Here is a 14089-nt window from a genome sequence, read left to right as displayed (position 1 = left end):
ATCAACAGTGTATAAACGACTAATAGAAGTTATACGTTAGGCAGTGATAATGTCGTTAATCCCAACATTTTTTGCATAACGCCAACAACCTGGCAGCTATAACCAAACTCGTTGTCGTACCATACATATAAAATGGCACGCTTACCTTCTGCAATCGTTGCTTGTGAATCAACAACACCAGCATAACGTGAACCCACTAAGTCACTCGATACAATTTCAGTAGAATCTGTATAGTCAATTTGATTTTGTAAACCAGACTGAAGTGCCACGTCTTTTAAGTATTCGTTTAACTCGTCACGATTCGTTTCAGCGTTTAAATTAACGCTGATGATGGCCATTGAAACATTTGGCGTTGGTACGCGAATCGCATTACCGGTTAACTTACCTGCTAATACTGGCAGTGCTTTAGCAACGGCTTTAGCCGCTCCTGTTTCAGTAATAACCATGTTTAACGGTGCACTACGGCCGCGGCGATCGGCACTGTGGTAGTTATCAATTAAGTTTTGATCATTGGTATATGAATGAATCGTCTCAACATGACCATTTTCGATACCGTATTTATCGTTAACCGCTTTTAATACCGGTGTAATCGCATTAGTGGTACAACTTGCAGCCGACACAATCATGTCTTCGTCTAAAATATCGTTTTCATTAACGCCGTAAACCACGTTCTTGATTGCGCCTTTAGCAGGTGCTGTTAACAATACTTTAGTTGCGCCAGGACTTTTTAGGTGTAAACCTAATCCATCTTCATCTTTCCAAATACCGGTATTATCAACGATTAACGCATTGCTAATGTCGTATTTAGTGTAATCAACTTGATCAGGTGAATTAGCATAAATGATTTGAATATAGGTACCGTTCGCGATGATGGCATTGTTTTCTTCATCAACTTCAACTGAACCATTAAAAGGTCCGTGCACTGAATCACGACGTAACAAGCTTGCACGTTTCTCAAGGTCACCTTTTTTACCACCACGTAATACAATGGCACGTAAACGCATTTTGTTGCTTTTACCCGTGCGCTCAATCAATAAACGAGCAAGTAAACGTCCAATACGACCAAAACCATAAAGTACTACATCACGTGCAGGTGTATCATCACCATGGTTAATGGCAGGCGCTAATTCTTTTGCCATGTAGGCTTCAATACCGCTTGCATCCTTGTTGTCACGCCAGTAGTTTATCGCTAATTTACCGATATCAACTCGACAATGCTTCACAGCCAATTTGCTTAGTGCTTCAACAAATGGGAAACTTTCGCGAAGGCGTAACTTTTCACCAACATGACGACGAACTAAACGGTGTGACTTAATGATTTCGATGGTTGATGCGTTTAACAATGGTTTACCATAAACCATCACTTCAACGCCTTGGTTACGATACAACTTACCGAGCAATGGTTGCATTGCTTCAGCCATTTCGAAACGTTCTTGCCAGCTTTGTAAATGTTTATCTGCGCTCATGTAGGGATCCTTTATCTCACTTTTCCAGTTTTTTAACAGAAAGGTTTGAGTAACAAAAAGAAAAGACCAATAATTAAGTTTATTGTATGGGGCTCTGCCCTCTTGGTCGGCGACATTGTAATGAAATACCGCTCATTTCGCCAGTAACAAATTTTCGGTAAATATGTAATTTTATTAGACAATTTACCTCTTGGAGCTCAATTTGAGTCAAAATTTTGTATTAATTACATCATTTACCATTATTGGTGCATTTTTTGGCCTTTTTGGCTGCGATAATGACCGTAATAGCAACCTAATATGTAAAAATAATCCTGAACTTTGTAGCGATTTACATAAAGATAGTTGGTGTCGCTTTGAAAAAGCTGACCTCATTCGTCATCGTTACTTACTAAAACAACATTTCTCCCCTACAGGCAAAGAGCTGTATCAGCAACTTATTTACCTAGAAACATACAGCAAGTGCATCGAACTCGCCGCTGGTGTTCAGCATAAACTCAATACAGACAGAACACGCGACCGAGAACGTGCGTTTGCAGTGAGCACCCAAACGCTAGCAGAATTGCAAGAATCGACTCAACACAACAATGACCTCTATTTAGCGTATTACCGTTGGATACGTTTTAATGAGCAAGCGGGTCTTGAGATTGTTGAGCAAGCTTATCAACAAGGGCAACTTGACGATCCTGAAATCATTGGCCAATTGGCTTCGCATTATGTCCGCTTCGCACCAAATGATGCCAAAGCGCTCTATCTTCAATTATTAGGTAAGACCGATGCTTCATTAATCAATCCAGATTGGTTTTTAGCCCTGGCGTCCATCTATAAACAGCAACAAGATCATGATAAAGAATACTTATTGACTCGAGCATATTTACTCATTAGTCAAAGCCAGGCAGATGAGACTCAATTATTGGCTATCATTAAAGGCGATAAACCATTGGCCCAAACTTTAGACAACCAAGCCAAAGAATTAGTTGCTGCTGTGTTAAATGAACAGTTTGCAAATAGCGTCAGTGAAAGGTTATTGAAATAGAGTCTGTTTATACTTAAAAGTGCTCTTTAACCGTATGTATTGAAAATAAGCCAACTTACAAAACCGTGCTTAAATTATCTTCAAAACGTGCTTAATGTAAAAAAAATACAAAATTATTGCCTTAATTCGCCTTATTCGGGTGATTTAGCTTGATTATTATGGCCAATTTGGTAATTTTACAACCAGGCGATTTACATGCCACCAAATTATTTTAACTTGAGGGATATGAGATGACTATCCGTGTAGCAATTAACGGCTATGGCCGTATCGGAAGAAATGTTCTACGTGCACTGTACGAAAGCGAAAAAGACTATCCAATCGAAATCGTTGCGTTAAACGATTTAGGCGATGCGTCAATTAATGCTCATTTAACTAAGTACGATACCGTACATGGTCGTTTCAACGCTAAAGTTGATCATGACGATGAAGCTATCTACGTTAATGGCGACAAAATTTTAACCTTCCAAGAACGTGACCCATCAAAGTTACCTTGGGCTGAGCTTAAAATTGATATCGTGTTCGAATGTACCGGTATATTCACGTCTAAAGAATCTGTACAGCCACACCTTATCGCTGGCGCGAAGAAAGTGCTTATTTCTGCTCCTGGTAAGAATGTTGATGCCACTGTTGTTTACGGCGTAAACAACGAAGTATTAACGGCTGATATGACAGTAGTGTCAAATGCTTCTTGTACTACTAACTGTTTAGCACCTATTGCTAAGCCGTTAAATGATGAGTTGGGGATTGAGTCTGGTTTAATGACTACCATCCACTCTTACACGAATGACCAACGTTTATCTGATGTGTATCACACTGATTTACGTCGTGCTCGCGCTGCGGCAATGTCAATGATCCCAACTCAAACTGGTGCAGCTGCTGCAGTAGGTTTAGTGGTTCCTGAGCTTCAAGGCAAATTTGATGGTTTAGCAGTACGTGTACCAACCATTAACGTGTCTCTAGTTGACTTAACATTCTTAGCGTCTCGCGACACGACTGTTGAAGAAGTGAATGCCATCATTACTCGTGCTTCACAGCAGGCTCCAATGTCTGAAGTACTTGCGATTAATGTTGAGCCATTAGTGTCTATCGACTTTAACCATAATCCTTTCTCTTCAAATTTCGACGCAACACAAACTCGTGTTAATGGTCGTTTAGTGAAAGTGATGTCTTGGTATGATAACGAATGGGGTTTCAGTAACCGCATGTTAGACAACGCTGTTGCACTAATGAACGCGAAGTAATCTACCTTGTAGATTAAATTGTTCGTTTTTGATTAAGAGCCTCGCATTTATGTGGGGCTTTTTGTTGCCTGTGAGAATGTGATTGTATCTTGTTGTATTCGTTAGGTGTCGTTTTGATCATCTTTTTATCGATGTTGCACTCGCAGTGATCATAAAGCAGCCGAGTTGCCTATATAACGAAGCAACGAGGCACAAAAAAGCCGACTTGATGTCGGCTTTTTATTTAACACTTAAGCTTAATATGCTTTACGCATTGCCCTTCACTTTCATGTTTAACGATTTAGCAAAATCCAACATGCGTGTTAGAGGAATAAGCGCTTTAATGCGCAGTTCGTCATCGACAAAGATTTCGTGATTGGTTTTATCGCTATTGATCAATGACTGTTCAATGGCCTGTAAACCGTTCATCGCCATCCATGGGCAGTGGGCGCAGCTTTTACAGGTTGCGCCGTTACCGCCTGTTGGCGCTTCGAGTAAGGTTTTACCTGGCGCCGCTTGTTGCATCTTATAAAAAATACCGCGGTCAGTGGCCACAATAAACGTATCATTAGCCATGGTTTGCGCCGCTTTAATCAACTGGCTGGTAGAGCCTACAGCATCAGCAAGCTCAACCACGCTGGCAGGTGATTCTGGGTGAACCAAAATAGCTGCCGTTGGATGTTGTTTTTTAAGCTCACGTAAAGCTTTGGCTTGAAACTCATCATGCACGATACATTCGCCCTGCCACAACAACATGTCTGCGCCAGTTTGCTTATTGATGTATGAACCAAGGTGACGGTCTGGAGCCCAAATGATTTTTTTATCCTGGCTGTCAAGGTGTTCTACAATCTCTAACGCAATGCTTGAGGTCACCACCCAATCTGCACGGGCTTTTACCGCCGCTGAGGTGTTGGCGTAAACCACGACGGTATGATCGGGGTGAGCATCACAAAATGCATTGAATTCTTCGATAGGACAACCCAAATCTAACGAACAGGTTGCTTCAAGTGTTGGCATTAAAATGGTTTTTTCTGGACTTAAGATTTTGGCTGTTTCGCCCATAAACTTAACGCCAGCAACAATCAATTTTTTTGCTGGATGGTCACGGCCAAAACGGGCCATTTCTAGCGAGTCAGAGACACAGCCGCCCGTCTCTTCTGCTAAAGCTTGAATTTCAGGATCGGTATAATAATGGGCAACCAACACCGCATTTTGATCAATTAATAATTGCTTAATTCGTGCTTTATATTGTGCTTTCTCAACGTCAGACAACACGGCAGGTTTTGGCGGAAACGGATATTCAATCGTTTCAATTTTAGGTGCCGACAGACTCATACAGGTTCCAATCTAATGACAATATTCGAGTATTATACGAAAAAGAGCATAAAAACAAAAGGACGCTTTAGCGTCCTTTTGGTTAAGTTAGTCTTTTTTAGACTATTGCATAGCGATTGCAGCTTTAACGCATGGCTAAGAGCATTTCTTGCGGCTGCTCTAGGTAATGTTTCCACAGATTACAGAAACGAGCAATAGTGCCACCGTCAATGACACGGTGGTCGCCAGACCAGCTCACTTGCATAATCTTACGCGCTTCAACTTCACCTTTAGCATTAAAGCGTGGCAATACCTGTAACTTACCTAAGGCAACAATGGCCACTTCAGGTTTGTTAATAATTGGCGTCGCTACCGTACCACCTAATGCACCAATATTAGAGATTGAAATCGTACCGTCTTTTAAATCTGCAGGCGATACTCGACCACTGCGCGCGGCGGTGGTTAAGCGAGTAATGTCGGCAGCAATATCTAAAATCGATTTGCTTTGCACATCTTTAATATTGGGGACTAATAAGCCCACTTTTGAATCAACGGCCATACCAATGTTATGACGTGATTTGTAGGTCAGCTCAGTGCAATCTGCATTGATTTGGCTGTTGAGTATCGGAAACTCAATCATGGCAAGAGACATGGCCTTCATAAAGAATGGCATCATGGTGAGTTTGACTTCATCAGTTGAGTAACGTTGCTTCATGCTTTCGCGCAAGGCAACCAGTTCAGTAAGGTCAAACTCTTCACAGTAGGTAAAGTGTGGGATAGTCGATACTGACTCAACCATCATCTTCGCCATCACCGCTTTAACGCCTTTGATAGGTTCAACGCGATCCGCGCCAGGTTGACTCATGCTCGCGACATCTGTGGTACTAACATGAGTTGATGCATGAGAAACAGAAGTGGCTGAAGACGAGGCCGCAGCAGACTTAACACCACCTTGTTGATGGCGTTCAATATCTTCTTTATAAACGCGGCCGTTTTTACCACTGCCGGCAACAAGTGCAATATTAATATCAAGTGAACGAGCCATACGGCGCACCGCAGGACTGGCTAGTGCTTTACCTTGCGCAACGGGTTCGCCAGTAACGGCAGCACTTTGACTTGTAGCCTGTTGAGCCACCTGTTGTGGCGCTGAGGTCATGGGCGCTTCTTCAGCTTCCACTTCGATAGCGAATAAAGGCGAATGCACTTTGGCTAACTGGCCTTTACGGTAATGCAATTTAACAATTTTACCGGCTTTCATCGCGGGTATTTGCACTAACGCTTTATCGGTCATGACATCGGCAATCGGTTGGTCTTCGACCACGATATCGCCTTCTTCAACAAGCCAATCAACCAGTTCACACTCAACAATGCCTTCACCAATGTCGGGTAATAAAAAGTCTTCTACGTTTGAATGGCTAACAGCAGCAACGGCTGATCCGGCTTCAACGACTGGCATCACTTCTGCCGTTGGTGCCTGAGCGTGTTCTGCATCGTCACTGTCCATTTCAACGGCATAGAGCGGTTGATGTACAATCGCAATATCGCCTTTGGCGTAGTAAAGCTTAGTAATTTTTCCAGCATGGGGCGCTGGAATTTGCACTAGCGCTTTATCGGTCATCACATCGGCAATTGGTTGGTCTTCTGTGACGATGTCACCTTCGCTGACTAACCAATCCACTAATTCGCATTCCACTACACCTTCGCCGATGTCGGGTAAAATAAAATCTTTAATCATATCTTACTCCTAAAACGCTACTGTAGCCTTGATGGCTTCGAAGGTCTTCAATTCGTCAGGCATGTATTCTTTTTCGTGAATTAACGGATACGGAGTATCTAAGCCACACACTCGGCTGATTGGTGATTCAAGCGATAAGAAACATTCTTGTTGAATGGTTGCGGCTATTTCACCCGCAAATCCACCCGTTAATGGCGCTTCGTGGTTAATCAATAACCGGCCCGTTTTTGTCACGGATTTGGCAACAGTGTCAACATCCCAAGGTGCTAAGGTGCGTAAGTCGATAATTTCGCATGAAATACCTTCTTTTTCGGCACGTTCACAGGCTTTTTCGACGATTTCCATCTGCGCGCCCCAAGCCAGTACAGTAATATCGCTGCCCTGCTTAACCACTTGTGCTTTGCCTAACTCGATGACGTAGTCACCGGCAGGTACTTCACCTACAGAGGCGCGATATAAGCGTTTAGGCTCAAAGAAAATCACTGGGTTTGGATCGCGAATTGCAGCCAATAGCAAACCTTTGGCTTGCTCAGGATTACGCGGGATAACCACTTTTAAGCCAGGCGTTTGGGTAAAATAAGCTTCCGGTGATTGTGAGTGATAATGACCACCTGCTATGCCGCCACCATAAGGCGTGCGAAACGTTAAGCCGCCGACATCAAATTGATTACCACTGCGGTATCTAAATTTTGCTGATTCATTAACGATTTGATCGAATGCCGGGAAAATATAATCAGCGAACTGAATTTCAGCAACCGCAGTCATACCATATGACGCTAAGCCGTTAGCAAAACCCGCAATACCCTGCTCTGTGAGCGGAGTATTAAAACAACGGTCGCGACCAAACTGTTCTTGCAAACCAGAGGTTGCACGGAAAACACCACCAAAGTGGCCAACATCTTCACCAAAAATCACCATGCGCTCGTCGGCAGTCATGGCAATTGATAACGCCTCATTGATGGCGTGTAACATATTCATTTGAGCCACGTTTAGAGTCTCCCTGCGCTTTTTGGATAGGCTTTTGGATACTTAGCAATGTGCTCTTTCAACTCTTTAAGCTGCTTCTTTAATGCAGGTGTTGGTTTATCAAGCACATCTTCGATGATTTCGTCTAGTCTCGGAACAGGCAGTTTCTCAGCGACTTTCACAGCGGCTAATACTTCTTCACGATAACGTTCAAATAATGTGGCTTCGTCAGCTTCAGTCGTCCAGCCTTTGTTAATCATCCACAGTTTGAAACGCTTAACCGGATCATGTTGTTGCCATTTGGCTTCTTCTTCTTTTGAACGATAACCTGATGGATCATCTGATGAAGAATGCGCGCCTAAACGGTAGGTCATCGCCTCAATAAGTACGGGTGCATTATGTTCTAGTGCGTGGGCACGAGCTTGTTGCGTGGCAGCTAGTACCGCAAGCATATCATTACCGTCCACACGAATAGTGTGCATACCGTAACCGACACCACGACTGGCAATACCGTTACCGGCAAATTGCTCTTCGGTAGGGGTCGAAATGGCATAACCATTGTTACGACAAAAGAAAATAACCGGTGCTTTCAATACTGCAGCCATGTTTAAGCCTGCGTGGAAATCACCTTCTGAAGCAGCGCCTTCACCAAAATAACAAATGGCGACATTGCGCTTGCCTTGTAATTTCATACCATAAGCCACACCTGTAGCCTGCGGGATTTGCGTTGCAAGCGGTGACGAAATGGTTTGGTAATTGAGCTCACGGCTGCCGTAATGGATCGGCATTTGACGCCCTTTACCTAAATCTTTTTCGTTACTGAACATTTGGTTCATAAATTGTTCAGTACTAAAACCGCGATAACGCAATGAGGCATGCTCACGGTATTGAGCCAAAATGACGTCGTCTTTATCAAGTGCTGCTGTGCTGCCGACAATAGAGGCTTCTTCACCGGTACAGGTCATATAAAAACTAATACGTCCTTGACGCTGCGCACCCAACATACGCTCGTCTAATACGCGTGTAAAAACACAAGTATCAAAGATTTTTTCGGCTAAAGTCTTGTCGATAACAGGCAATACCGCGCTTTCATACGTGGTGCCGTCGGCTTGCAAAATACGCAAAATGGGGATGTGCAATGACGCTTTGTCTAAGAAGCTGACACGGTGCACTGTTTCATTGGTCAGTGGTGCGTTGCTCATATTATGCTCTTGTTATTGTTGAGCCATGTTCAATATAAACATGGCTCTATTTATACTATGCGAGTAGACATTACGTTAACGTAAACTACCTATCAATACCTACTCTCGCTGTAAACGCATTTTACTCACGATTAACATGTATATATTGCTTTACGACTATACCTAATCTATACAATCGTTTCATTTAACGCTGGCACTAAGCAAAGCACCGTTCGTTGACCAATAGGGACATTCGCATTAGGAAACACGATGGCTTCTTGCGGATGCTCTACTTTAACTTCAATACCGCCTTCGGTGGCCAACACTTCACCCTGATTGAAGGCACTGAAGTTTTTGGCATCACCGGCAAAGCTAAACACAAAGTCATCGAAATGTTTATTAATCGAGCGAGATACTTTGTACAAATTGACCTTGCTAGCGTCAAACTCAACTGGGGCTAACTGAGTTTCAGTAATCAACTTTTCAAGCATAGTATGAGTTTGAGCAAAGCGACTCATATCGTTTTGGCCAAATGGCATGACTTTACCTAATTCAACAGTAAAAGCATCTGCTTGAAATTGCTCTGACGAATAATAGCTGAACGTGGTTGTGGGCTCATGGTGGAACAACATCGTATCAACGCCACATGCCGCCAAAAACATAATTTGTTCACCGCTGAAAGCACGGCCTGGACGGTATGGGTAAATAGCAAACTTCTCATGCTTTGAAGCACGGATTGCAGTATGTAAGTCGTAATGTATGCGTTGATTGTCACTATTAGCATTGAAAAAGTCTGCCACATATTGCTCTAACGCTTTGGCACGATGACGCTCAGGATGGCTTAAGCCCTCACCTTTTGAATGCGCGCCGCTGAATAAGCGGTTCATGTTCTCGTCAATAAAACGGGTTTTATTGAGAATAGCAGCAGGATTACCGATTAAAAACATCACTCGTTGTTTTGCGATAATACGCTGGGTCAGTAAATCTTTAATGAGTTGATTACAGATTTCAATCGGCGCGGTTTCATTACCATGCACAGCGCAAGACAACACAATATCTTTGCTGGCATGAGCTGGAGTAAATACAATCACTCCAGTATCTAATACATCAACACGAGTGTGCTGACCTAGCATAAAGTCATATGCTGCAGGTATGTGAGTGGGGTTGGCTAAGGTGTAAGCTAAAAAATCGTTGTTGTTGGTTAGGTCAGATAACACGATCAACTCCTTGTATCATTATTATATGGCATCGTTAATGACATGTTACTTAATGGATTAACTTTTGTGCCTATTGGCGCGGATTCTATCATAGGAGAACGCGAGTTTAATGATGGCATATGTTAGATTTATTTATTAATCAAAGTTTGCTTGCAAAAACATAAAATATTCAACACAATTACAGCCATCTAGACTTCTATAATTTGTTTTAAGGGTATGTCATGGCGTTAGCAACATTTGGTGCAGGTTGTTTTTGGGGTGTTGAGTATTTCTTCCGTGAAATCGACGGTGTAAGCAATGCAACTTGTGGCTACATGGGTGGCAAAGACAGTGCTAACACCTATAAAGAAGTTAAAACAGGTTCTACTGGTCATGCTGAAGTGGTTCAAGTTGAGTTTGATCCGGAAGTCATCAGTTACAACGACTTATTGGACACGTTTTGGAAAAACCACAACCCAACCATGCTCAACATGCAAGGCGGCGACATTGGTACGCAATATCGCAGCACGATTTTTTTCCACGATAAAGAGCAAAAAGCCCAAGCTGAAAGCTCAAAGTTGGCATTAGCACGCAGTGGTAAATGGGGACAGCGTCATATTGTGACTGAAATTGTACCGATACAAACATTCCACATCGCTGAGGAATACCATCAGAATTATTTAGAAAAAAATAATTTACCAACCTGTCACTTGGTTTATTAATTGGATTGAGATAAATAGTACTTCTCTTATTGCGTGATCAATCAAGATCACTGAGATTTTTGAGTTTACGACATATTGTTGAAATAAGGGAGATGTCCTTATTTCAACAATGAAACAAAAACACCCTATTTGAGCAACGGCAGAGGATAGATTTTTTTGTTAGCTTTTGCTTAAGATTACTCATCGATGTAAAATCAATCACCCAGTAACACTATTAACTCTTATGGATATATAAATAGTAAATAAATAATCCAAGAGTAAAAATACTCACCGAAGAAATAATGTAGAACCACGCAAATTTTTTATCTTTTTCCCGGGTAAACCGTTTAGTTGCCTCTACATTAATAAGAGAAGCATGACGTTTGAGGTTAGGCCAAGCTATAACCCCAGCGTAAGCAACCATTCGTGCACCTATACCTTTATCCCAAGCTGGGGGCTCTATCCCTTCTTTCAACATTTCTTGCTCAAGATGTTTAATAGTAATGCGGCCAAATAAAAATATGGCAGTACCCCAAATAAGCAATACAATAAAAAACACTACTGCCATCAAGCTTTCAGTGGATAACTCTTCCATAAATCCCTCGCTATAGGCTATTTAACCAGTCACCAATATTATAGGCTTCATTGGCTACCCATTGCCCGATAGAATCACCACCTTTAGCTGCAACATACCCAACAGTTACAGCTGTACCAATAATAATTACCCAGCCAACAGGGGTTGCTAATAGGGCAATACCTAATCCTGCTTCAACTATTGCAGCACCTGTAGCTAAGCCTGCCGCAGTACTCAAACCAAAACCGGCTGTTTCAACTGCTGCACGTTTTTGCCAATTAGCTCCGGCTAAATAATCAACATGTACATTGCCCGCACGGATCCCAGCATCAAGCACAATTAATCCTTTACCGAGAACATTTGCTCCCATTTCAAAAGCACGTAAATTTTGAAAATCGACTGTAGAGGTAAATTGAATCGGTTTTATGGACCTACCACTTTTTGCTTTATTGATTCCACGATCGGCATTACTGTAAACAGTACCTCTTTTGCTTTTGACCCGACCAATGTATTTATTGATTTCTGCTTGGAATTTTTGATTAAAGTCTTTCCCTAGTTCCCTTGCGTTTTGTTCTAGCATCATCATTTGGGCTTTAGGATATTTTGCTTGTGCGCCAATTCTTACTTTCTCTAATGAATCTTGAAGTTTATTCGCGGCTTTAGCAAAGTTACTTAATCTGTATCTAAGGCAGTTGATGCTGCGCCTATGGCTACAATACTTTCATTGCGCAGCATGGGTGCTAACTCTGCTTGATAAAAATCAGCGAGTGCTTGTAGATTTTCGCCTCCAAACATATCATCCATCAAAGCGATATTTCGTTTTGCTTGTTGTGGTAAAGATTGTATTTGATTAAGCGTGCAGACTAATTCAGGTCTTTCTTGGCGCCAACTAGTGCCATTAGTGTTGCCACTACGCATAATAAAAGGGGTACCAGCAGCGACAAAAGCTCCATTAATATGTGGGTTGTCTTGTTGAAATGTGGCAAAGACTTGTTCGTTATTTGGGTTAACTGGGTAGGTATTACTTTTGCTATAGCAAAGCTCTATATTATTTGGCATCGTTTAGTCCTTTAAAAAAATCAATCCTATTGAAGCTACTATGAATCATTTGAGCTTCAGTCAATGAGCGACGAATATATTATCATTAAAAAAAATGATGTATAATTATTAAACTAAATGGCTTTAGCGATGACCTTACATTGAAATAAATGTTTTTTTCTGTTCCAAGGTGTGCTTTCAAAACTGCTATATTTTATATCGCCATTTTATAAACTATTATTTTTTCATACCTATTTCTAATAAGGCGAGATCACGAACGCTTTATGAACTAATCGAGGGTGTTTATCAAATTACATTTGTTCTCAATGTTATCACTTCATTAATGATTGGAAGTGATTCTATATTGAAACGATCCATTGTGAGCAAAAAATGCACACTCATGCGGTTGCCCTGATGAGGTTGCCCTGTTAACAAGCCCAAGCTAGTAATGATCTATATCAGATGAGTTGACCCACAAGAAACGGATTATTTACACAATAGATTAGCGCAATCGATTTCCTACCGTTAACTTCCCTTTACCCGCCGATATAAATTCCATACAATCCCATGCAAATTGCTTAAGGCATGTTATCGGAGAACAAAATCATGAGTGAAGCTCGTCACGTTAACCTACTAATTTTAGGTTCTGGCCCTGCCGGCTATACCGCTGCTGTTTATGCTGCGCGTGCAAATTTAAATCCTGTGATGATCACAGGTATGCAGCAAGGTGGTCAATTAACCACGACTACTGAAGTTGAAAACTGGCCAGGCGATGCAGAAGACCTAACAGGTCCTGCATTAATGGAGCGCATGCAAAAGCATGCTGAAAAGTTTGATACCGAAATTATTTTCGATCACATCAATGAAGTCACGTTAACTGAACGCCCTTTCCGTTTAAAAGGCGACAATGGCGAGTTTACTTGTGATGCATTGATTATTGCTACTGGTGCCTCAGCTAAATATTTAGGTCTGCCATCTGAAGAAGCGTTTATGGGCCGCGGTGTTTCTGCCTGTGCAACCTGTGACGGTTTCTTTTATCGTAACCAAAAAGTGGCAGTGATTGGCGGCGGTAATACTGCTGTTGAAGAAGCGCTTTACTTAAGTAACATTGCCTCTGAAGTTCACTTAATTCACCGTCGTGACAGTTTCCGTTCAGAAAAAATTCTGATCAATCGTTTAATGGACAAAGTGGCTAATGGCAACATCATTTTACACCTAGACCAAACACTTGAAGAAGTGACAGGTAACGAAATGGGTGTAACCGGTCTTAAAAAGAAGAGCACTAAAGACGGTTCTATTACCGATTTAGAGGTTGCGGGTGTATTCGTAGCCATTGGTCACAGCCCAAATACCGGTATCTTCGCAGGCCAGTTAGAAATGAACCACGGTTACTTACAAGTTAACAGTGGTCTTCAGGGTAATGCGACACAAACTAGCATCGAAGGTGTTTATGCTTGTGGCGACGTAATGGATCAACATTACCGTCAAGCAATCACCTCTGCAGGTACAGGTTGTATGGCTGCACTAGATGCTGAGCGTTACTTAGACGCGAAAAAATAATTCATTCGCTTACTCACAAGTACAAAAAAAGAGCAGATTTTCTGCTCTTTTTTATTATGTCAAATTCGTTGATTTGAGTTAATGTAATTAACGCCTTTATTATTG

The 14089-nt window shown here is 41.9% G+C and carries 13 protein-coding genes; 4 read left to right on the top strand and 9 right to left on the bottom strand.

Features of this window, described 5'->3' with window-relative positions; all coding sequences use genetic code 11:
• Positions 1-29: 29 nt before the first annotated feature.
• Positions 30-1466 carry a glyceraldehyde-3-phosphate dehydrogenase gene (locus tag AC19MV_RS03230; protein ID WP_432402039.1) on the bottom strand — a complete coding sequence of 479 codons (1437 nt, stop codon included), beginning with the start codon at positions 1464-1466 and terminating at the stop codon, positions 30-32.
• Positions 1467-1668: 202 nt separating this feature from the next.
• Here AC19MV_RS03230 and AC19MV_RS03225 point away from each other — a divergent pair, with 202 nt between their 5' ends.
• Positions 1669-2499: a DUF2989 domain-containing protein gene (locus AC19MV_RS03225; RefSeq protein ID WP_498305762.1), complete on the top strand. Its 831-nt coding sequence runs from the start codon at positions 1669-1671 to the stop codon at positions 2497-2499.
• A gap of 230 nt (positions 2500-2729) precedes the next feature.
• A complete protein-coding gene (gene gap, locus AC19MV_RS03220; protein ID WP_432402043.1) occupies positions 2730-3740 on the top strand; it encodes a type I glyceraldehyde-3-phosphate dehydrogenase in 1011 nt (336 codons plus the stop codon).
• Positions 3741-3986: 246 nt separating this feature from the next.
• Here gap and nadA read toward each other — a convergent pair whose 3' ends face one another.
• From nadA to astE, 5 genes are all read right to left on the bottom strand, one after another.
• On the bottom strand, positions 3987-5054 hold the full coding sequence (gene nadA / locus AC19MV_RS03215) for a quinolinate synthase NadA (RefSeq protein ID WP_498305761.1): 1068 nt from the start codon (positions 5052-5054) through the stop codon (positions 3987-3989).
• A 124-nt stretch (positions 5055-5178) separates the two neighbouring features.
• Positions 5179-6768, bottom strand: coding sequence for a dihydrolipoyllysine-residue acetyltransferase (locus tag AC19MV_RS03210; protein WP_498305760.1), 1590 nt, complete (start codon positions 6766-6768; stop codon positions 5179-5181).
• A 9-nt stretch (positions 6769-6777) separates the two neighbouring features.
• On the bottom strand, positions 6778-7755 hold the full coding sequence (locus tag AC19MV_RS03205; RefSeq protein WP_432402049.1) for an alpha-ketoacid dehydrogenase subunit beta: 978 nt from the start codon (positions 7753-7755) through the stop codon (positions 6778-6780).
• Positions 7756-7757: 2 nt separating this feature from the next.
• Positions 7758-8936 (bottom strand): thiamine pyrophosphate-dependent dehydrogenase E1 component subunit alpha, encoded by a 1179-nt coding sequence (locus tag AC19MV_RS03200; RefSeq protein WP_498305759.1) that lies wholly within the window; start codon positions 8934-8936, stop codon positions 7758-7760.
• Between the two features lie 167 nt (positions 8937-9103).
• Positions 9104-10132, bottom strand: a complete 1029-nt coding sequence (astE, locus tag AC19MV_RS03195) for a succinylglutamate desuccinylase (RefSeq protein ID WP_498305758.1) — start codon at positions 10130-10132, stop codon at positions 9104-9106.
• Between the two features lie 221 nt (positions 10133-10353).
• On the opposite strand from astE, the gene msrA reads away from it, so the two are divergent.
• Entirely contained in the window at positions 10354-10833 is a 480-nt protein-coding gene (gene msrA, locus AC19MV_RS03190) for a peptide-methionine (S)-S-oxide reductase MsrA (protein ID WP_498305757.1), read from the top strand.
• Between the two features lie 214 nt (positions 10834-11047).
• Here the strand turns inward: msrA and AC19MV_RS03185 are convergent, their stop codons facing one another.
• The 3 genes from AC19MV_RS03185 to AC19MV_RS03175 all read right to left on the bottom strand — a co-directional run bounded on the left by AC19MV_RS03185 (position 11048) and on the right by AC19MV_RS03175 (position 12445).
• Positions 11048-11407 carry a hypothetical protein gene (locus tag AC19MV_RS03185; RefSeq protein ID WP_498305756.1) on the bottom strand — a complete coding sequence of 120 codons (360 nt, stop codon included), beginning with the start codon at positions 11405-11407 and terminating at the stop codon, positions 11048-11050.
• Positions 11408-11417: 10 nt separating this feature from the next.
• The gene (locus AC19MV_RS03180) at positions 11418-11972 is read right to left on the bottom strand and encodes a hypothetical protein (RefSeq protein WP_498305755.1); all 555 of its coding nucleotides are present in this window, start codon (positions 11970-11972) and stop codon (positions 11418-11420) included.
• A gap of 86 nt (positions 11973-12058) precedes the next feature.
• Positions 12059-12445: a hypothetical protein gene (locus AC19MV_RS03175; RefSeq protein WP_498305754.1), complete on the bottom strand. Its 387-nt coding sequence runs from the start codon at positions 12443-12445 to the stop codon at positions 12059-12061.
• Between the two features lie 585 nt (positions 12446-13030).
• Between AC19MV_RS03175 and trxB the strand changes: the two genes are divergently transcribed.
• A complete protein-coding gene (gene trxB / locus AC19MV_RS03170; RefSeq protein WP_498305753.1) occupies positions 13031-13984 on the top strand; it encodes a thioredoxin-disulfide reductase in 954 nt (317 codons plus the stop codon).
• The last annotated feature ends 105 nt before the right edge of the window (positions 13985-14089 follow it).

The sequence above is a fragment of the Shewanella sp. MF05913 genome (genome assembly GCF_059758095.1).
This window is presented reverse-complemented; position numbering and strand designations above follow the sequence as displayed.

Bases quoted from the DNA above. Each gene is read 5' to 3' on its own strand.
- AC19MV_RS03230 (WP_432402039.1), bottom strand. From the start codon at position 1,466: ATGAGCGCAGATAAACATTTACAAAGCTGGCAAGAACGTTTCGAAATG.
- gap (WP_432402043.1), top strand. From the start codon at position 2,730: ATGACTATCCGTGTAGCAATTAACGGCTATGGCCGTATCGGAAGAAAT.
- nadA (WP_498305761.1), bottom strand. From the start codon at position 5,054: ATGAGTCTGTCGGCACCTAAAATTGAAACGATTGAATATCCGTTTCCG.
- AC19MV_RS03210 (WP_498305760.1), bottom strand. From the start codon at position 6,768: ATGATTAAAGATTTTATTTTACCCGACATCGGCGAAGGTGTAGTGGAA.
- AC19MV_RS03200 (WP_498305759.1), bottom strand. From the start codon at position 8,936: ATGAGCAACGCACCACTGACCAATGAAACAGTGCACCGTGTCAGCTTC.
- msrA (WP_498305757.1), top strand. From the start codon at position 10,354: ATGGCGTTAGCAACATTTGGTGCAGGTTGTTTTTGGGGTGTTGAGTAT.
- AC19MV_RS03185 (WP_498305756.1), bottom strand. From the start codon at position 11,407: ATGGAAGAGTTATCCACTGAAAGCTTGATGGCAGTAGTGTTTTTTATT.
- AC19MV_RS03180 (WP_498305755.1), bottom strand. From the start codon at position 11,972: ATGATGATGCTAGAACAAAACGCAAGGGAACTAGGGAAAGACTTTAAT.
- AC19MV_RS03175 (WP_498305754.1), bottom strand. From the start codon at position 12,445: ATGCCAAATAATATAGAGCTTTGCTATAGCAAAAGTAATACCTACCCA.
- trxB (WP_498305753.1), top strand. From the start codon at position 13,031: ATGAGTGAAGCTCGTCACGTTAACCTACTAATTTTAGGTTCTGGCCCT.